Source organism: Aquabacterium sp. (assembly GCF_044226965.1).
Lineage (GTDB): Bacteria > Pseudomonadota > Gammaproteobacteria > Burkholderiales > Burkholderiaceae_C > Pseudaquabacterium.
The window spans coordinates 1-14,274 of record NZ_JBGAGA010000052.1; the positions used below are offsets into that span (position 1 = coordinate 1).

Genomic DNA, 14,274 nt, shown 5'->3' on the forward strand with positions numbered 1-14,274 from the left:
TCGGCCGACAGCGGCGCCCAGCCGCGGCGCAGCACCCCCTGCGCGCCGCGGTGGCAGAACTCCAGCCGCTGCGCCCCGGGCACGTGCGCGTGCACGAAGGCCTCGATGGCCGGCGGCATGCTGACGTCGAATTGCAGCGTCCAATCCGCCTCGGGCGGATGGTCATCGTCGTGCACCCAGGGCACGAACGCAGCCGCCCACAGCCACAGCCGGTTGGCCAGCGTGAAGCGCGTGGGCGTGAAGCCCTGCGTGCGCAGCCATTGCTGGGCCGCCTCGCGGGGCAGGATCGGCGGCTGCGCGGCCGGCGCCGCGGCATCGTGCCAGGCCGCGGCCAGCAGTTCCATCACCCACTGGTTGCAGTTCTGGTAGCGCGTGCTGAACGGGTAGGCATTGGCGCTGTAGCGGCCGCCCAGCAGCGCCAGCGCCTGGGCCCCGTCGAGCGCGCTGCGTTCGAGCGGCGCGGCGGCTTCTGGAGGCAGCAGCACGATCGAGACGAAGCCGAGCTCCGGATCGTCGCCGCCGCTGAGGAACCCGGCCAGGCCCTGGTCGTACAGCCGCGGCCGTCCTTCGTCGCAGGCGTAGTACAGCTGGCGCACCGACCAGGGCGTGTTCGGGCTCTGCCGCAGGCTGACGCCGGCATGCGAATAGCGCTGGCCGAAGCGGCTCAGGTCCAGCCCCGAGCGCGACAGCAGCGCGGCCGGCTGGCCCGCGGCCTCGAGCTCGGCCTTGACCCGGGCGGCCAGGCGCAGCAGCCGGTCCTGCTGCGCGGCCGTGGCCGGCTGCGGACGATCGCAGTAGCGCAGCGAGGCGGCCTGCGCCGACAGCGTCAGCGCGCCGCCCAGCAGCGCTGCGCCCACCAACCGGGGCCAGGCGGCGCCGCGCCGGTTCACAGCGTCACGGGCCGGCTCGGCAGCTCGCGGTACCAGTCGTCCTCGAGCACGAGGAAGAAGGTCTCGCGCGTGTCGGCCTTCGCGAACGCCATGCCGTAGGGCCGCAGCGTCGCGCTGACCACCTGGCCGGCGGCCAGCGCGTGCTGCGCAGCGGTCTGCTGCGGCAGGTCGAGCCAGACACGACCGCTCTCGCCAGGGTCGGCCACCGCCTGCAGCGCCAGACGCAGCTGGTCCGGCTGCCCGCTGACCGCGGCCACCTCGACGATGCGGTAGTCGCCCTGCGCGAAGCCGGTGGCCTTGGACGAGCCGTCGCTCGACTTGCGCAGCGAGGTGGACACGCTGCCGACCGAGGCCGAAGAGCCTTCGGACGCGGACGAGGCGGAAGCGCTGGCCGCCTGCGCGCCCAGGTGGACAGCGCCCAGCAGCAGGCAGGACAGGACGAGGCGATGGGGCACGGTGTTCATGGCGGAGCAGGAGGGCCGGGCGGAGCGCCGGTGGCGCAGGATAGCGCGGCCGGCCCGGCTTTCAGATCGCCGTCGGGCTTTGCACTCGATTCTCCCGTCGATGTCATTTTGTATCACTGATACATTGGCGCGGCCTTCCCGAGGAGAACGACCATGCATCCCTTCCTGCCTTCCCTGGTGGCCGCCGCCTGCGCGCTGGCCACCGCCACCACCGCGCACGCCCAGGCGTCGCCGCAAACCGCCAAGGTCAGCCTGTTCGGCACCGCCAACGTGCAGGCCGAAACCGTGCAGGCCACCGGCGCTGCCAACCCGGCGCAGGACAAGCCGGCACGCTGGCGCGTCAGCAACGTCAGCTCGGACCTGGGCGTCAAGGCCTCGCTGCCTTTGAGCGACAAGCTGACCGGCGTGTTCCAGTACGTCACCGGCGTCAGTGTCGAGAACGGCAGCGGCGGCACCAACGGCGGGCTGTGGGCCAGCGCGAAGGACGCCTTCGTCGGCCTGCGCATCCAGGACCTCGGCACGGTCAAGCTCGGCCGGCTGACCGCGGCCGCGCGCTGGAATTCGGGCACGCCGGACTTCTCGCCCGCCGGCGCCGGACCGCAGGACGACCAGGCGGCGCTGGCCGGCGTCAGCGGACAGACAGGCGCGGCACCGCAGTTCAACGTGCGCTTCGACAACGCCATCGGCTTCGAATCGGCATCCTTCGGTGGCCTCTCGCTGCGCGCCTACTTCAGCGCCAACGAAGGCAGGAGCAATGCCCAGGTCAGCAGCGGCGCCCGCCTGAACGACAGCAGCTGGAGCCTGGGCCTGCAGTACGTCAAGGGGCCGCTGGACCTGCGCCTGTCGCACGAACTGCGCAACGACAAGGGCACGCTGAACAACAGCACGACCAGCGACACCGAAGACCGCGACACCCGGGTGGGCCTGCGCTACCAGCTCGGCAGCGGCACCACGCTGGCGCTGGGCTACGACCGCATGGACCTGCGCGACGCCAGCGCCACCGGCAGTGCCAAGCGCAGCCTGCGCAAGAGCGGCTGGGTGATCGGCGCGAAACAGGCGTTCGGCGCCCACGCGTTCTATGGGGGTTATGGACACGCCGGCGACCTGCGCTGCGAGCTGGCCAGTGCCGCCGCCTGCAACGGCAGCAGCACCGGCATGCAGCAATGGGTGCTGGCCTACAACTACCAGTTCCACCCGGACATGCTGCTCGAGGCCTTCGTCACCCAGCTGCGCAACCAGTCCCGCGCGAAGTACGACTTCGACAGCGGCGGCATCGGCCCCGGCACCGGCGCGAAGCTCAGCGCCGCGGGCATCGGCCTGCGCTACAGCTTCTGATCGGCAGCGGGCCGCTGCGCAGATGCCGCGGCCTGGCGCTCCAGCGCCAGCAGCGCGCTGATCGACAGGCCCTGCAGCGGCCGGCCGCACAGCCCCGCGCGCAGCGTGGCCGGCACGCCGGCCAGCTGGCGCAGCCGGTCTTCGACGGCACTGCCGCGCAGGCTCAGCAGCGTGCAGCGCGGGCCCTCTTCGGCGGCCCACAGGCGCTGCAGCGCGCGCAGCATCGCCGTGTCGATGGCCGACAGCGCCAGCAGCAGCTGCGTGCCCGGCAAGGCCGGCGGCGCGTCGCCCGCCACCAGCAGCGAGGGATGCAGGCGCCGGACACTTGCCGCGGTTCCTAACCAGTGATCGACGCGTCCTTGCCAGGCTGCCGAACGCGCGAACAGCACCACGTCCATGGTCGGGCATGCTGCCCGCGCGGCCTGCGGCCGCCCAGCGAGGAAGCGCGCGCCGGCGGCGACAGCGAATCGAAAGCGCGCGGCCCTCAGCCGCGGCGTGCCGGCTTGCGCGGCGCGCGCCGCGCTGCCGGCACCGCCCGCGCCGCGCGCGCCTGCGCCACGCCCAGCACCAGCACGTCCACCAGCACCAGCTGCGCCAGCTGCGCGGTGGCCGGGGTCAGCGCGTCGCCGCTGTCGGGCACGTCGGCACACAGCGCCAGCGTGGCCGCGGCCGCCAGCGGCGTGCCGCTGGTGGTGAGGGCCAGCACGGCCGGCGCCGCCCCGGTGCGCGGCCGGCATGCGACACCAGCACCAGCAGGTCCTCGCGCGACAGCGCCTGCGCCATCGCCGCCAGCGCCTCGGCTTCGGCGCAGGCCAGTGCCGGCAGCGGCACGCGCTGCAGCCGGCGCTGCGCCTCGGCCGCCACCGGCGCGGCGTTGCCCTGGCCGTGCAGCACGATGCGGCGCGCCTCGTCCAGCCGCTGCACCGCCTGCGCCAGCGCCCGCCGGTCGATGCGGTCACGCACCTGCGCCAGCGCCTGCAGGCTGAAATCGAACACGCCGCGGCACAGCGCGTCGAGGCTGGGGCTGGTGGCCAGCGTGGCCAGCGTCACCGGCGCCGGGCCGGGCGCAGCGCCGCTCTCGCGCGCCCATTGCAGCCGGAAGTCGTCGAAGCCGGCGCAGCCCAGCGACCGCGCGAAGCGCACCAGCGTCGGCTGGCTGACGCCGATCTGCGCCGCCAGCGTGCGGGTGTCCTGCGCCAGCGCCGCCTGCGGATGCGCGAGCAACCACGCACCGACACGGCGTTCGGCCGGCGACAGCGCGTCCAGCAGGGTCTGGGTCCGGTTCAGCATCAGTGCCGCCCGGCCGTTCCGAAGGCACTGAGTGCCCCCTTGGGGGGCAGCGAATGCAGTGAGCTCGGGGGTTTCACCCGCCCATTCTAGGAAGCCTGGATTCAGAGTCCGGCGGTTTCCCGTTTCAGCCGCAGTTCGAGCCGCGAGGCCCGCGCGCTGATCGCCGCGATGCGCGCGCGCTTGTCGTCGGCCGACAGCGCGGCATCGTTGTTCACCTGCTGCCAGGCCGCGAACATCTCGACATCGGCCACCGTCACCAGCTGGTGGTTGCGCGAGCTGCGAAAGCCCGACAGGCCGTTGACGCCGCGCAGGAGGGCGCGCTCGCCCGCGTCATGCTGGCCGAAGCCGACGATGGCGTCGTGGATGCGCTTGCGCCAGGGCAGCGGCAGCGCCAGCTTCCACACCAGCGGCGACTGCGGGATCGGCGGCGAACGCCAGATCACCCGCAGCTGCGCGGCCAACGCCGGCTGCTCGGCCGCGAACAGCGACAGCTCCTCGTTGTTGGCCGTGGCCACGTCGAGCTCGCGCTGCGCCGCGCGCAGCAGGTTCTGGCGGTGGCTGCCCCGCCGCACTGCGCGGAACAGCGCCTGCGGCTCGTTGATGCCGTGCTTGACGAAGGCGTAGTACAGCGGCACCAGGTGGCCCGAGGTGCTGCGCAGCTCGCCGTCGCCGAACACCAGCGTGCGGCCGGGCCGCAGCACGTCGTCCAGCCGCTGCAGCGGGCTGTCGCGGTGCGTGACGAGGATTGATTCATAGCCGATGCGCCCGTCCGCGGTGACCATCTGCGCGAATACCTCGCCGGCCCCGCTTTCGACGATGTCCAGCGCCTGCGCATTGCCGACCCAGGCCAGGTCGATGCGGCCGGCGCGGAAGGCCTCCACCAGCCGCTCGGGCGCCTCAGCCGCCCAGGGGTCGATCGGGCGACCGAGCTGCGTGCCCAGCCGCTGCAGGAAGGGCCGCCAGCTGGCCAGCGTGCGCTCCACGTCGCGCGGGGTGATCAGGCCGAACACCAGCGCCGGCTCGCCGGCCCATGCCGGCAGCGCCGCACCGGCCAGGCCCGGCAGCGCGGCCAGCCACGCGCGCCGCTTCATGCCGCGCGCTCCCGCGGCGGCGGCAGCTGGTGGCGGCCGAAGTCGTCCTCGGCGCGCTCGATGTCCGACTCGCACAGCCCGCTGCCGGTCTGGATCTCGATCAGCACCAGCGGCCGGTCGCCGGTGTTGCTGAGGCGGTGCCAGACCCCGGCCGGGATGTCGATGGCCTGGCCGGGGCCCAGCGCCACCCGCGTCGCATCGACCTCGGCCGCGCCGAGGCCTTCGACCACGTACCAGTGCTCGTGGCGCAGCCGGTGGCGCTGCAGCGACAGGCGCAGCCCGGCCTGCACGACGATGCACTTGATCTTCACCGCCGGCATCGTGGCCAGCACCTCGAAGTGGCCCCAGGGGCGCGCCTCGGCGCGGGGCAGGTCCTGCAGCTTCATCAACGACTCCTTGTCCGGTCCACACCGGTGGTCCAAGGTATCGTCGATACACGCCGTTTCGCAAGCTGGTATCGGCACGCAGGCCCAGCGAAGGCGAACTGAAAGCCGGCGGCCTTTCGGCCAGCTTTCATCGCGCCGTGGTGCTTGTCCCGTGGCCACGGGCGCCGCCGCATGCCACGATGACGCCATGAAACTGCTGATGGTCGAGGACGATTTCGATCTGTCCGGCGTGCTCAGCCGCAGCCTGGTGCAACGTGGCTACGAGGTGCTGTGCTGCGCCGACGGCCGCGAGGCGCTGATGCTGCTGCGCAAGCGCAGTTTCGACGTGGCCGTGCTCGACCTGACGCTGCCGCAGCTGGACGGCCTGGAAGTGCTGCGCCGCCTGCGCGACGACGGCAACCGCACGCCGGTGCTGGTGCTCACCGCGCGCGGTGCGGTGAGCGAGCGCGTGGCCGGGCTGCAGGCCGGGGCCGACGACTACCTGGCCAAGCCCTTCGACCTGGAAGAGCTGGTGGCGCGGCTGCAGGCGATGACGCGCCGCATCGGCCGCGACGGCGACCTGCGCTGCGGCCTGCTGCACTATGAAGCGCGCAGCGGCCTGTTCTACTGCCATGCCAGCCCGCTGGAGCTGTCGCCGCGCGAGCGCGAGCTGCTGAAGGCGTTGATGTCCTCGGTCGACCGCGGCGTCACCAAGGAATCGCTGCTGGCCACGGTGTTCGGCGGCGAGCCGGTGCAGGCCGATGCGGTGGAGGTGCTGGTGCACCGGCTGCGCAAGAAGCTGGTGGGCACCAAGGTCGAGATCCTGACGCTGCGCGGCGTGGGCTACCTGCTGTGCGACGACGCCAGCAGCGCGGCCACGCAGCGGGGCGCGCGGTGAGGCGATGGCTGCGCAGCTGGCTCTTCGCAGGATCGCTGCGCCGCTTCCTGCTGCTGTGGCTGCTGGGCGGCCTGGCGCTGGTGCTGCTGCTGGCCACCGCGCTGCTGGCCGGCTGGCAGCAGCGTGCGCTGGCGCAGGCGCAGGACCAGCAGCTGGCGGCCGCGCTGGGCACGCTGGCCGCGCAGGTGCAGCAGGCTGGCACGCCGCTGCCCACCGCACCGCCGGAGCCCGGCGTGCCCAGCTACCGGATCAGCGCGATGAGCGGTGACTGGCTGGTCGGCGATGCCACGCTGGTGCCCTGCCCCTGGCGCAGCGCGCTGGTGCCGGGCGGCGCGGCCGAGTTCTACATCGGCGAACGCCAGGGCCGGCTGATGCGCGTGGCCGCGGCGGTGCGGCTGCGCCCGGGCGACAGCGGCGCGCAACCGGTGCTGCTGCAGACCGCCGCGCCCTGGGTCGAACGCCTGCCCGGTCCCGCCGCGCTGTGGGCCAGCGGGCTGGCGCCGCTGTATGCCGCGGCCGCCGCGCTGGCCCTCCTCATCACCAGCGGTGTCGTACTGGCCATGCGCTGGCTGGGCCGCGTGCAGCAGGCGCTGGACGCCCCGGCCGAGCATCTGGCGCGTTACGATGGCCCGCGCGAGCTGCAGCCGGTGGTCGAGCGCGTGCAGCAGTTCTACGCCCAGCAACACCACTGGGTCGACGAGCAGCGCCGCTTCCTGGCCGATGCCTCGCACCAGCTGCGCACGCCGATGGCGGTGCTGCGCACGCAGCTGCAGTCGGCGATCGCCGGCGACACGCCGCCCGCCGAGGTGCTGCCGCAGATGCTGCACACGGTGGACCGCGCCACCGGGCTGGTGAACCAGCTGCTGAGCCTGACCAAGCTGGAGCAGCTGAAGCGCCGCGGCGAGTTGAAGACCATCGACGTGCGCGCAGTGGCGCTGGAGGCGGTGCTGGAACTCTCGCCGCTGATCGCCGCCAAGCGCATCGACTTCGCACTCGACGAAGCCCCGCTGTGGGCGCCGGCCGACCCGACGATGCTGGGCGAGCTGGTGCGCAACCTGCTGGCCAACGCCATCCACCATGCGCCGCCGGGCGGCCGCGTCGGCATCGTGCTGCGCGAGGGCGCGCAGCAGCTGGAGCTGATCGTCTGGGACGAAGGCCCCGGCATAGCCGACGCGCTGCGCCCGCGCCTGTTCCACCCCTTCGCCGCCAGCCAAGGCGGCGTGGGCCTGGGCCTGTCGATCTGCCGGCAGATCGCCGAATCGATGGGCGCCAGCGCCGAGCTCTACAACCGCACGGCCCATGGCGAGGTGATCGGCGTCGATGCGGTGGTGGCCTGGGGCCAAGGCCCCTGAAGCCGCGGCCGGCGCATCTTCACTAACTTTCAAAAACGATGGCCACGGTCCATGACCGGCCGGCCCCAGGCGGCGCTTTGCCCGAAGGAGAACCTCATGACGACGACAAGACCCCTGATGCTGAGCCTGTTGCTGGCCGCAGCCACGAGCAGCGCCACCGCGCAGGACGGTGGCACCCTGAACCTGATCTGCTCGGTGCAGGACGAATGGTGCAGCCTGATCGCCACCACCTTTGCCAAGAGCAGCGGCATCAAGGTCAACATGTCCAAGCGCGGCAGCGGCGAGGCGCTGGCGCAGCTGATCGCCGAACGCGCCAACCCGAAGACCGATGTCTGGTTCGGCGGCACCGGCGACCCGCACCTGCAGGCCGCCGAGCTCGATCTGACCGTCGAGTACAAGTCGCCCAGCCTGCCGCAGCTGCAGCCCTGGGCCCAGCAGCAAGCACAGCAATCGGGCTGGCGCACGGTGGGCGTGTATTCCGGCCCGCTGGGCTTCGCCTTCAACACCGAGCTGCTGGCCAAGCGCAAGCTGGCTGCACCCAAGTGCTGGAAGGACCTGACCGAGCCGGCCTACAAGGGCGAGGTGCAGGTGGCCAACCCGAACAGCTCGGGCACCGCGTACACGATGGTGGCCACGCTGGTGCAGCTGATGGGCGAGGACAAGGCCTTCGACTACCTGAAGGCGCTGCACCGCAACGTCAGCCAGTACACGCGCTCGGGCACCGGCCCGATCAAGGCCGCGGCGCGCGGCGAGACGGCCGTGTCGATCAGCTTCGTGCACGACGCGCCGGGCGAGCAGATGCAGGGCTTTCCGCTGGCCACCGCCACGCCCTGCGAAGGCACCGGCGCCGAGATCGGCTCGATGTCGCTGGTCAAGGGCGCGCGCAACACCGAGGCCGCCAAGAAGTTCTACGAATGGGCGCTGACGCCGCAGGCGCAGCAGTTCGGCGCCGTGGCCAAGCAGTTCCAGCTGCCCTCGAACAAGGCCACGCCGCTGGACAGCCACATCCCCGACTTCCGCAAGATCAAGTTCATCAGCTACGACTACGCGAAGTACGGCAAGTCGGCCGAACGCAAGCGCCTGATCGAACGCTGGGAGCGCGAGGTCAACTCGCTGCCGCATTGAGGGCCCGCATGACAACCCTGCACCCGATGCGCGCCATGACCATGCATTCGAACGCCGCGATCCGCCTGTGCTCGCTGCTGGGCCTGCTGGCCTTCGCGCTGCTGCCCTGGCACACCCTGCCCGACGGCTTGGCCGGGCTGCGCGGCCTGGCCGAGCTGGTGGGCGGGCACGACAGCGCCTCCGGCCTGTGGCAGACCCTGCTGCACCACCGGCCGTGGCTGGGCGGCGCGGCCCTCGCGCTGGCCGGCGCGCTGCTGTGCGCCACGCGCCAGCCCTCGCGAAGCCAGGGCTGGGGCCTGATGGCCGCGGGCTTCGGTGGCGCGCTGCTGGTGCTGACCCAGGGCTTCACGATCGCCGGCGCCGGCGGCGCGCTGCCGGCCGCGCTGGGCCTGGCGCAGGGCCAGCCCGGCTTCGGCCTGGGCGCCACCGCGGTGCTGGCCGCGCTGCTGATGCTGGGCGCCTTCGGCATCGCCCGCACCGGCGCCTTCCGCGGCGACCTGTTCGTCGCCGCGGCGGTGACGCTCAGCGGCGCGCTGCTGCTGCTGTTCGTGGCCTACCCGGTGTTCACCGCACTGGGCGGCGCCTTCCTCGACGATGCCGGCCGCCTCGACTTCGGCGCGGCCTTCGCGCGCCTGGGCAACGAGCGCATCTGGAGCCTGTCCTGCCTGGCCGGCGGCACGCGCTGCGGCGTGGCCTGGAACACGCTGGCGCTGGCGCTGCTGACCGGCGCCGGCACCACCGTGCTGGGCACGCTGCTGGCGCTGATCGAGGACCGCAGCGATTCGCGGCTGCGCGGCGTGCTGCGCGTGCTGGCGCCGCTGCCGATCATCACGCCGCCCTTCGTGGTCGGCCTGGGCCTGATCCTGCTGTTCGGCCGCGCCGGGCTGGTGAACCAGGCGCTGGAGGCCTGGCTCGGCATCCCGCCCGGGCGCTGGTTCTACGGCGCCTTCGGCGTCTGGCTGGCGCAGCTGTTCGCGTTCACGCCGATCGCCTTCATGATCATGCGCGGCGTGGTGCAGGGCGTCAGCCCCTCGCTCGAGGAAGCCTCGCAGACGCTGCGCGCCAGCGCCAACCGCACCTTCTGGCACATCACCTTCCCGCTGATCCTGCCGGGCCTGGCGAATGCCTTCCTGGTCGGCTTCATCGAGAGCATCGCCGACTTCGGCAACCCCATCGTCGTGGGCGGCCAGTTCTCGGTGCTGTCCACCGAGATCTTCTTCGCGATCGTCGGCGCGCAGTTCGACCAGGGTCGCGCCGCCACGCTGGCCTGGCTGCTGACCCTGTTCGCGCTGGCGGTGTTCGCGCTGCAGCGCGGCGTGGTCGGCAAGCGCAGCTACACCACGGTGTCGGGCAAGGGCGACGCCGGCGTGCCGATGCGCCTGCCCGCGGGCCTGCGCCGCGCCGCCATCGCGGTGGCGCTGCCCTGGCTGGCCTTCACCGCGGTGGTGTATGCCTTCGCGTTCAGCGGCGGCTTCGTGCAGACCTGGGGCCGCGACTACACGCCGACGCTGGCGCACTTCCACACCGCCTTCGGCATCAGCTTCGGGCCCGAAGGCTTCAGCTTCACCGGTGCGGGCTGGGCCTCACTGTGGAACACGGTGAAGCTGGCGGCGCTGGCGGCGCCGCTCACTTCAGCCGTTGGGCTGCTGATCGCCTGGCTGCTGGCGCGCACGCAGTTCCGCGGCCAGGGGCTGTTCGAATTCGGCGCGCTGATGGCCTTCGCGATCCCCGGCACGGTGCTGGGCGTGAGCTACATCCTGGCCTTCAACGTGCCGCCCTTCGAGCTGACGGGCACCGGGCTGATCATCGTGCTGTGCTTCCTGTTCCGCAACCTGCCGGTGGGCGTGCGCGCCGGGGCGGCGGCCTTCAAGCAGCTGGACAAGTCGCTCGACGAGGCTTCGCTGATGCTGCGCGCCAGCACCGCGCGCACGCTGTGGCATGTGGTGCTGCCGCTGCTGAAGCCGGCGGTCACCGCCTCGCTGGTGTACGGCTTCGTGCGCAGCATGACCACCGTCTCCGCGGTGATCTTCCTGGTGACGGCCGAGACCGAGCTGGCCACCACCTTCATCATCGGCCGCGTCGGCCAGGGCGACTACGGCGTGGCGCTGGCCTACAGCACCGCGCTGATCGTGCTGATGGCGCTGGCCACCGCGGCAATCCAGTGGATCGTCGGCGACCGCCAGATCGGCCGCCGCCAGGTCGCCGCGCGACACTGAACACCTTCACCCGACAAGGACGCATCCGCGATGTACGGCATCGAATTCAGGCAGGTCAGCAAGCGCTACGGCAGCCCCGCCAGCACGCCGCTGGTGGTGGACCACATCAGCTTCGGCGTGCCGCGCGGCACGCTGACCACCATCCTCGGCCCCTCGGGCTGCGGCAAGACCACCACGCTGCGCATGATCGCCGGGCTGGAAAGCCCGAGCAGCGGCCAGATCCTGATCGACGGCCAGGACGTCACCACGCTGGGGCCGGCGCAGCGCAACGTGAGCCTGGTGTTCCAGAGCTACGCGCTGTTCCCGCACATGAACGTGCTGGACAACGTCTGCTACGGGCTGCGCATGTCGGGCCAGCCGCCCGAGGCCGCGCGCGCCAAGGCCCACGCGATGCTGGACACCGTGGGCCTGAACGGCCTGGACCAGCGCATGCCCAGCGAGCTCTCGGGCGGGCAGCAGCAGCGCGTGGCACTGGCGCGCGCGCTGGCGCTGGAGCCGGCGGTGCTGCTGTTCGACGAGCCGCTGTCGAACCTGGACGCGCGGCTGCGGCGATCGATGCGCGAGGAGATCCGCACGCTGCAGCAGCGGCTGTCGCTGACGGTGGCCTACGTCACGCACGACCAGAGCGAGGCGCTGGCGGTCAGCGACCACATCATCGTGATGGACCGCGGCGTCATCGCGCAGCAGGGCACGCCGCACGAGCTGTACGAGGCGCCGGCCAGCGAGTTCGTCGCCGGCTTCATGGGCGAGGCGATGCTGTTCGACGGTGAGTGCGACGAGCAGGGCGCCACGCGCCTGGGGCCGCTGGCGGTGCAGGCCACGCGCGCGGTGCGCGCCGGCAAGGTGAAGGTGGCCGTGCGGCCCGAGGCCTGGGACATCGGCCCGGCCACGCGCGAAGGGCTGGCCGCGCGCCTGCTGAAGCGCACGTACCTCGGCAGCGTCATGGAATACACCTTCGCGACCACGCTGGGCGAGATCTTCGTCGTCTCGCCGGACGTGCGCACGCCGCTGGCGCCCGGCGCGCCGGTGAGCCTGACGCTGGCCGGGCACGGCGTGTCCGTGGTCGCCGCGGGTTGAGCGGCATCGGGACGTCGGGGAGCTGACAGTTAAAAGACGCGGCCATCGAGTCGCGCCGGACTTCATCGAGAGGTGGCCATGGATCTGTTGCGCAGGATGTCGATCAGGATGCGGATGAACCTCGCCATCGTGCTGAGTGCCGCCACGCTGCTGCTGCTGGGCGGCATGGGCTGGCGCGCGATGGCGCGCGCGCAGGAAGACTTCAGCGGCTTCGCGCAGCAGCACCTGCCGCTGGTGGTGGCGGTGAACCGCTCGCGCGAGGCGCTGGGCCAGCTGCTGGCCTTCGACGAGACCGACGTCGTCATCAACTACGCGATGCCCGACGACGCGAAGCGCCATGCCGAGCGCGGCCTGTTGCTGCTGGCCCGCGCCCGCGAGCCGCTGGCGCTGCTGCCGCCCGAACTGGCGGCGCAGGAGCCGCAGGCCATCGGCCCCGCGCTGGCGCTGCTGACGGCCTGGCGCCTGCAGGTGCAGCCGGTGTTCGATGCGGTGGCCCAGGGCCAGCTGCGCTCGGTGGCCGAAGGCAAGCGTGCGCTCGAAGGCGCGCATGCCAAGGTGCAGCAGGCCGAACAGCTGCTGGCCCAGGCCGGCCAGCGGCTCGATGCCAGCGGCGCCGCACTGACCGAGGCCATCGCCGCCCGCAACACCGCCAGCCGCCGTGCGCTGGCGCTGCTGGCGCCGCTGGCCCTGTTGCTGCTGCTGCCGCTGCTGTGGGCCACGATGCGCTCGATCCTGCTGCCGCTGATGCGCTCGCGCGAGGTGGCCGCACGCATCGCCCGCGGCGAGCTCTCGGTCGACATCGCCGACAACGGCCGCGACGAGACCGCCGAGCTGATGCGCGCGCTGGCCGAGATGCAGCAGGGCCTGCGCGACATCGTGCGCGGCATCCGCGAGACGGCCGGCTTCGTCGCCACCGCGTCGGGCGAGATCGCCGCCGGCAACCTCGACCTGTCCAGCCGCACCGAGACCACCGCGTCGGGCCTGGAGGCCGCGGCCAGCGGCATGGACAACCTGAATGCGCAGCTGGTGGACAGCGCGCACAGCGCCCGCTCGGCCGGCGAACTGGCGGTGCAGGCCGCGCAGGCCACGCACCAGGGCGGGCAGAGCGTCGATGCGGTGATCGCGCTGATGGCCGAGATCCAGGGCTCCTCGCGCCGCATCGCCGAGATCGTCGAGGTGGTCGACGGCATCGCGCGGCGCACCAACATCCTGGCGCTCAATGCCGGTGTCGAGGCCGCGCGCGCCGGCGACCAGGGCCGCGGCTTCGCGGTGGTGGCGCAGGAAGTGCGCGGGCTGTCGATGCGCGTGGCCGAATCGGCCGCGCAGATCAAGGCGCTGGTGCAGCAGGCCAACAGCCAGGTGCAGCAGGGCGCGACGCAGGCCCAGGCCGCCGGCGCGACGATGGGCCGCGTGGTGCAGGCCGCGCAATCTGTGTCCGGCGTGATGCAGGGGCTGGCCAGCTCGGTCTCGGAGCAGAGCCACGAGATGCAGCGCGTGAACGCCGCGGTGCGCCAGCTCGACCGGCTGACGCAGCAGAACGCCGCACTGGTGGAGCAATCGGCCGCCGCGGCCGCCGGCCTGCGCGAGCAGGCCAGCCGGCTCGAGGCGCTGGTGGGCGTGTTCAAGCTGCCGCAGCCGGCCTGAGTACCGGACTGCGCGGCGCGATGGCCCTGCGCCGCGGCGGCCGGCAGCGCTCGGCCAGAATCGGCGCCATCCCCCACCCGCCGCCCCTGCCCCATGCCGCTGCTCTGGAAACGCCCGCTGTCCGTCGACATCCTCACCCGCCTGCACGTGGGCACCACGGTCGAGCACCTGGGCATCGAGTTCCTCGAGGTCGGCGACGACTACCTGGTGGCGCGCGCGCCGGTGGACGCACGCACCAAGCAGCCGGCCGGCATCCTGCACGGCGGCATCTCGGTGGTGCTGGCCGAGACGTTGGGCTCCTGCGGCGCCGCCTGGGCCGCGGCCGAGGGCCACACCGTGGTCGGGCTGGACATCAATGCCAACCACTTGCGCAGTGCCACCAGCGGCTGGGTCACCGGCACGGCGCGCGCCATCCACGTCGGCCGCAGCACGCAGGTGTGGCAGATCGACCTGGTCAACGACGCCGGCCAGCCGACCTGCGTCTCGCGGCTGACGATGGCGGTGCTGTCGCCGCGCTGAGCCGGGCG

General features: G+C 72.5%; 15 protein-coding genes. 8 read left to right on the forward strand and 7 right to left on the reverse strand.

The genetic code is table 11. The features are described from left to right. Together ACILR4_RS20245 and ACILR4_RS20250 are read right to left on the reverse strand one after the other, a co-directional pair. Positions 1-857: DUF2145 domain-containing protein (locus ACILR4_RS20245; protein ID WP_395702680.1), on the reverse strand; the 857-nt coding region annotated here is incomplete at its 3' end. A gap of 29 nt (positions 858-886) precedes the next feature. Next, positions 887-1,354, reverse strand: coding sequence for a hypothetical protein (locus ACILR4_RS20250; protein ID WP_395702681.1), 468 nt, complete (start codon positions 1,352-1,354; stop codon positions 887-889). Positions 1,355-1,507: 153 nt separating this feature from the next. On the opposite strand from ACILR4_RS20250, the gene ACILR4_RS20255 reads away from it, so the two are divergent. Continuing rightward, entirely contained in the window at positions 1,508-2,689 is a 1,182-nt protein-coding gene (locus ACILR4_RS20255) for a porin (RefSeq protein WP_395702682.1), read from the forward strand. On the opposite strand, the gene ACILR4_RS20260 is transcribed toward ACILR4_RS20255, so the two are convergent. The 5 genes from ACILR4_RS20260 to ACILR4_RS20280 form a co-directional block, all read right to left on the reverse strand. Beyond that, positions 2,677-3,087, reverse strand: coding sequence for a hypothetical protein (locus ACILR4_RS20260; RefSeq protein WP_395702683.1), 411 nt, complete (start codon positions 3,085-3,087; stop codon positions 2,677-2,679). The two genes, ACILR4_RS20255 and ACILR4_RS20260, sit on opposite strands and share 13 nt — an antisense overlap. An 86-nt stretch (positions 3,088-3,173) precedes the next feature. Beyond that, positions 3,174-3,329, reverse strand: a complete 156-nt coding sequence (locus ACILR4_RS20265; protein ID WP_395702684.1) for a hypothetical protein — start codon at positions 3,327-3,329, stop codon at positions 3,174-3,176. After that, complete coding sequence (locus ACILR4_RS20270; protein ID WP_395702685.1) at positions 3,305-3,979, reverse strand: MurR/RpiR family transcriptional regulator; 675 nt, start codon at positions 3,977-3,979, stop codon at positions 3,305-3,307. Before ACILR4_RS20270 ends, ACILR4_RS20265 begins: the two co-directional genes overlap by 25 nt. Positions 3,980-4,080: 101 nt before the next feature. Beyond that, positions 4,081-5,070: a phosphate/phosphite/phosphonate ABC transporter substrate-binding protein gene (gene phnD / locus ACILR4_RS20275; RefSeq protein ID WP_395702686.1), complete on the reverse strand. Its 990-nt coding sequence runs from the start codon at positions 5,068-5,070 to the stop codon at positions 4,081-4,083. Then, on the reverse strand, positions 5,067-5,456 hold the full coding sequence (locus ACILR4_RS20280; RefSeq protein WP_395702687.1) for a phosphomannose isomerase type II C-terminal cupin domain: 390 nt from the start codon (positions 5,454-5,456) through the stop codon (positions 5,067-5,069). The genes phnD and ACILR4_RS20280 overlap by 4 nt, the downstream gene beginning before the upstream one ends. A gap of 187 nt (positions 5,457-5,643) precedes the next feature. Between ACILR4_RS20280 and ACILR4_RS20285 the strand changes: the two genes are divergently transcribed. The 7 genes from ACILR4_RS20285 to ACILR4_RS20315 all read left to right on the forward strand — a co-directional run bounded on the left by ACILR4_RS20285 (position 5,644) and on the right by ACILR4_RS20315 (position 14,266). Continuing rightward, on the forward strand, positions 5,644-6,333 hold the full coding sequence (locus tag ACILR4_RS20285; RefSeq protein ID WP_395702688.1) for a response regulator transcription factor: 690 nt from the start codon (positions 5,644-5,646) through the stop codon (positions 6,331-6,333). Continuing rightward, positions 6,330-7,685: a sensor histidine kinase gene (locus ACILR4_RS20290; RefSeq protein WP_395702689.1), complete on the forward strand. Its 1,356-nt coding sequence runs from the start codon at positions 6,330-6,332 to the stop codon at positions 7,683-7,685. The genes ACILR4_RS20285 and ACILR4_RS20290 overlap by 4 nt, the downstream gene beginning before the upstream one ends. A gap of 117 nt (positions 7,686-7,802) precedes the next feature. Further along, a complete protein-coding gene (locus ACILR4_RS20295; protein ID WP_395702712.1) occupies positions 7,803-8,810 on the forward strand; it encodes an ABC transporter substrate-binding protein in 1,008 nt (335 codons plus the stop codon). 35 nt (positions 8,811-8,845) lie between these two features. Further along, positions 8,846-11,026 carry an ABC transporter permease gene (locus ACILR4_RS20300; protein WP_395702713.1) on the forward strand — a complete coding sequence of 727 codons (2,181 nt, stop codon included), beginning with the start codon at positions 8,846-8,848 and terminating at the stop codon, positions 11,024-11,026. Between the two features lie 30 nt (positions 11,027-11,056). After that, a complete protein-coding gene (locus ACILR4_RS20305; protein ID WP_395702690.1) occupies positions 11,057-12,103 on the forward strand; it encodes an ABC transporter ATP-binding protein in 1,047 nt (348 codons plus the stop codon). 114 nt (positions 12,104-12,217) lie between these two features. After that, positions 12,218-13,747, forward strand: coding sequence for a methyl-accepting chemotaxis protein (locus ACILR4_RS20310; RefSeq protein ID WP_395702691.1), 1,530 nt, complete (start codon positions 12,218-12,220; stop codon positions 13,745-13,747). Positions 13,748-13,840: 93 nt separating this feature from the next. Continuing rightward, positions 13,841-14,266, forward strand: a complete 426-nt coding sequence (locus ACILR4_RS20315) for a hotdog fold thioesterase (protein ID WP_395702692.1) — start codon at positions 13,841-13,843, stop codon at positions 14,264-14,266. Positions 14,267-14,274: the final 8 nt, after the last annotated feature.

Excerpts from the sequence above, each read along its gene's own strand:
- ACILR4_RS20305 (WP_395702690.1), top strand. The coding sequence starts at position 11,057 with ATGTACGGCATCGAATTCAGGCAGGTCAGCAAGCGCTACGGCAGCCCC.
- ACILR4_RS20300 (WP_395702713.1), top strand. The coding sequence starts at position 8,846 with ATGACCATGCATTCGAACGCCGCGATCCGCCTGTGCTCGCTGCTGGGC.
- ACILR4_RS20270 (WP_395702685.1), bottom strand. The coding sequence starts at position 3,979 with ATGCTGAACCGGACCCAGACCCTGCTGGACGCGCTGTCGCCGGCCGAA.
- ACILR4_RS20285 (WP_395702688.1), top strand. The coding sequence starts at position 5,644 with ATGAAACTGCTGATGGTCGAGGACGATTTCGATCTGTCCGGCGTGCTC.
- ACILR4_RS20255 (WP_395702682.1), top strand. The coding sequence starts at position 1,508 with ATGCATCCCTTCCTGCCTTCCCTGGTGGCCGCCGCCTGCGCGCTGGCC.
- ACILR4_RS20280 (WP_395702687.1), bottom strand. The coding sequence starts at position 5,456 with ATGAAGCTGCAGGACCTGCCCCGCGCCGAGGCGCGCCCCTGGGGCCAC.
- ACILR4_RS20295 (WP_395702712.1), top strand. The coding sequence starts at position 7,803 with ATGCTGAGCCTGTTGCTGGCCGCAGCCACGAGCAGCGCCACCGCGCAG.
- ACILR4_RS20260 (WP_395702683.1), bottom strand. The coding sequence starts at position 3,087 with ATGGACGTGGTGCTGTTCGCGCGTTCGGCAGCCTGGCAAGGACGCGTC.
- phnD (WP_395702686.1), bottom strand. The coding sequence starts at position 5,070 with ATGAAGCGGCGCGCGTGGCTGGCCGCGCTGCCGGGCCTGGCCGGTGCG.
- ACILR4_RS20310 (WP_395702691.1), top strand. The coding sequence starts at position 12,218 with ATGAACCTCGCCATCGTGCTGAGTGCCGCCACGCTGCTGCTGCTGGGC.
- ACILR4_RS20250 (WP_395702681.1), bottom strand. The coding sequence starts at position 1,354 with ATGAACACCGTGCCCCATCGCCTCGTCCTGTCCTGCCTGCTGCTGGGC.
- ACILR4_RS20315 (WP_395702692.1), top strand. The coding sequence starts at position 13,841 with ATGCCGCTGCTCTGGAAACGCCCGCTGTCCGTCGACATCCTCACCCGC.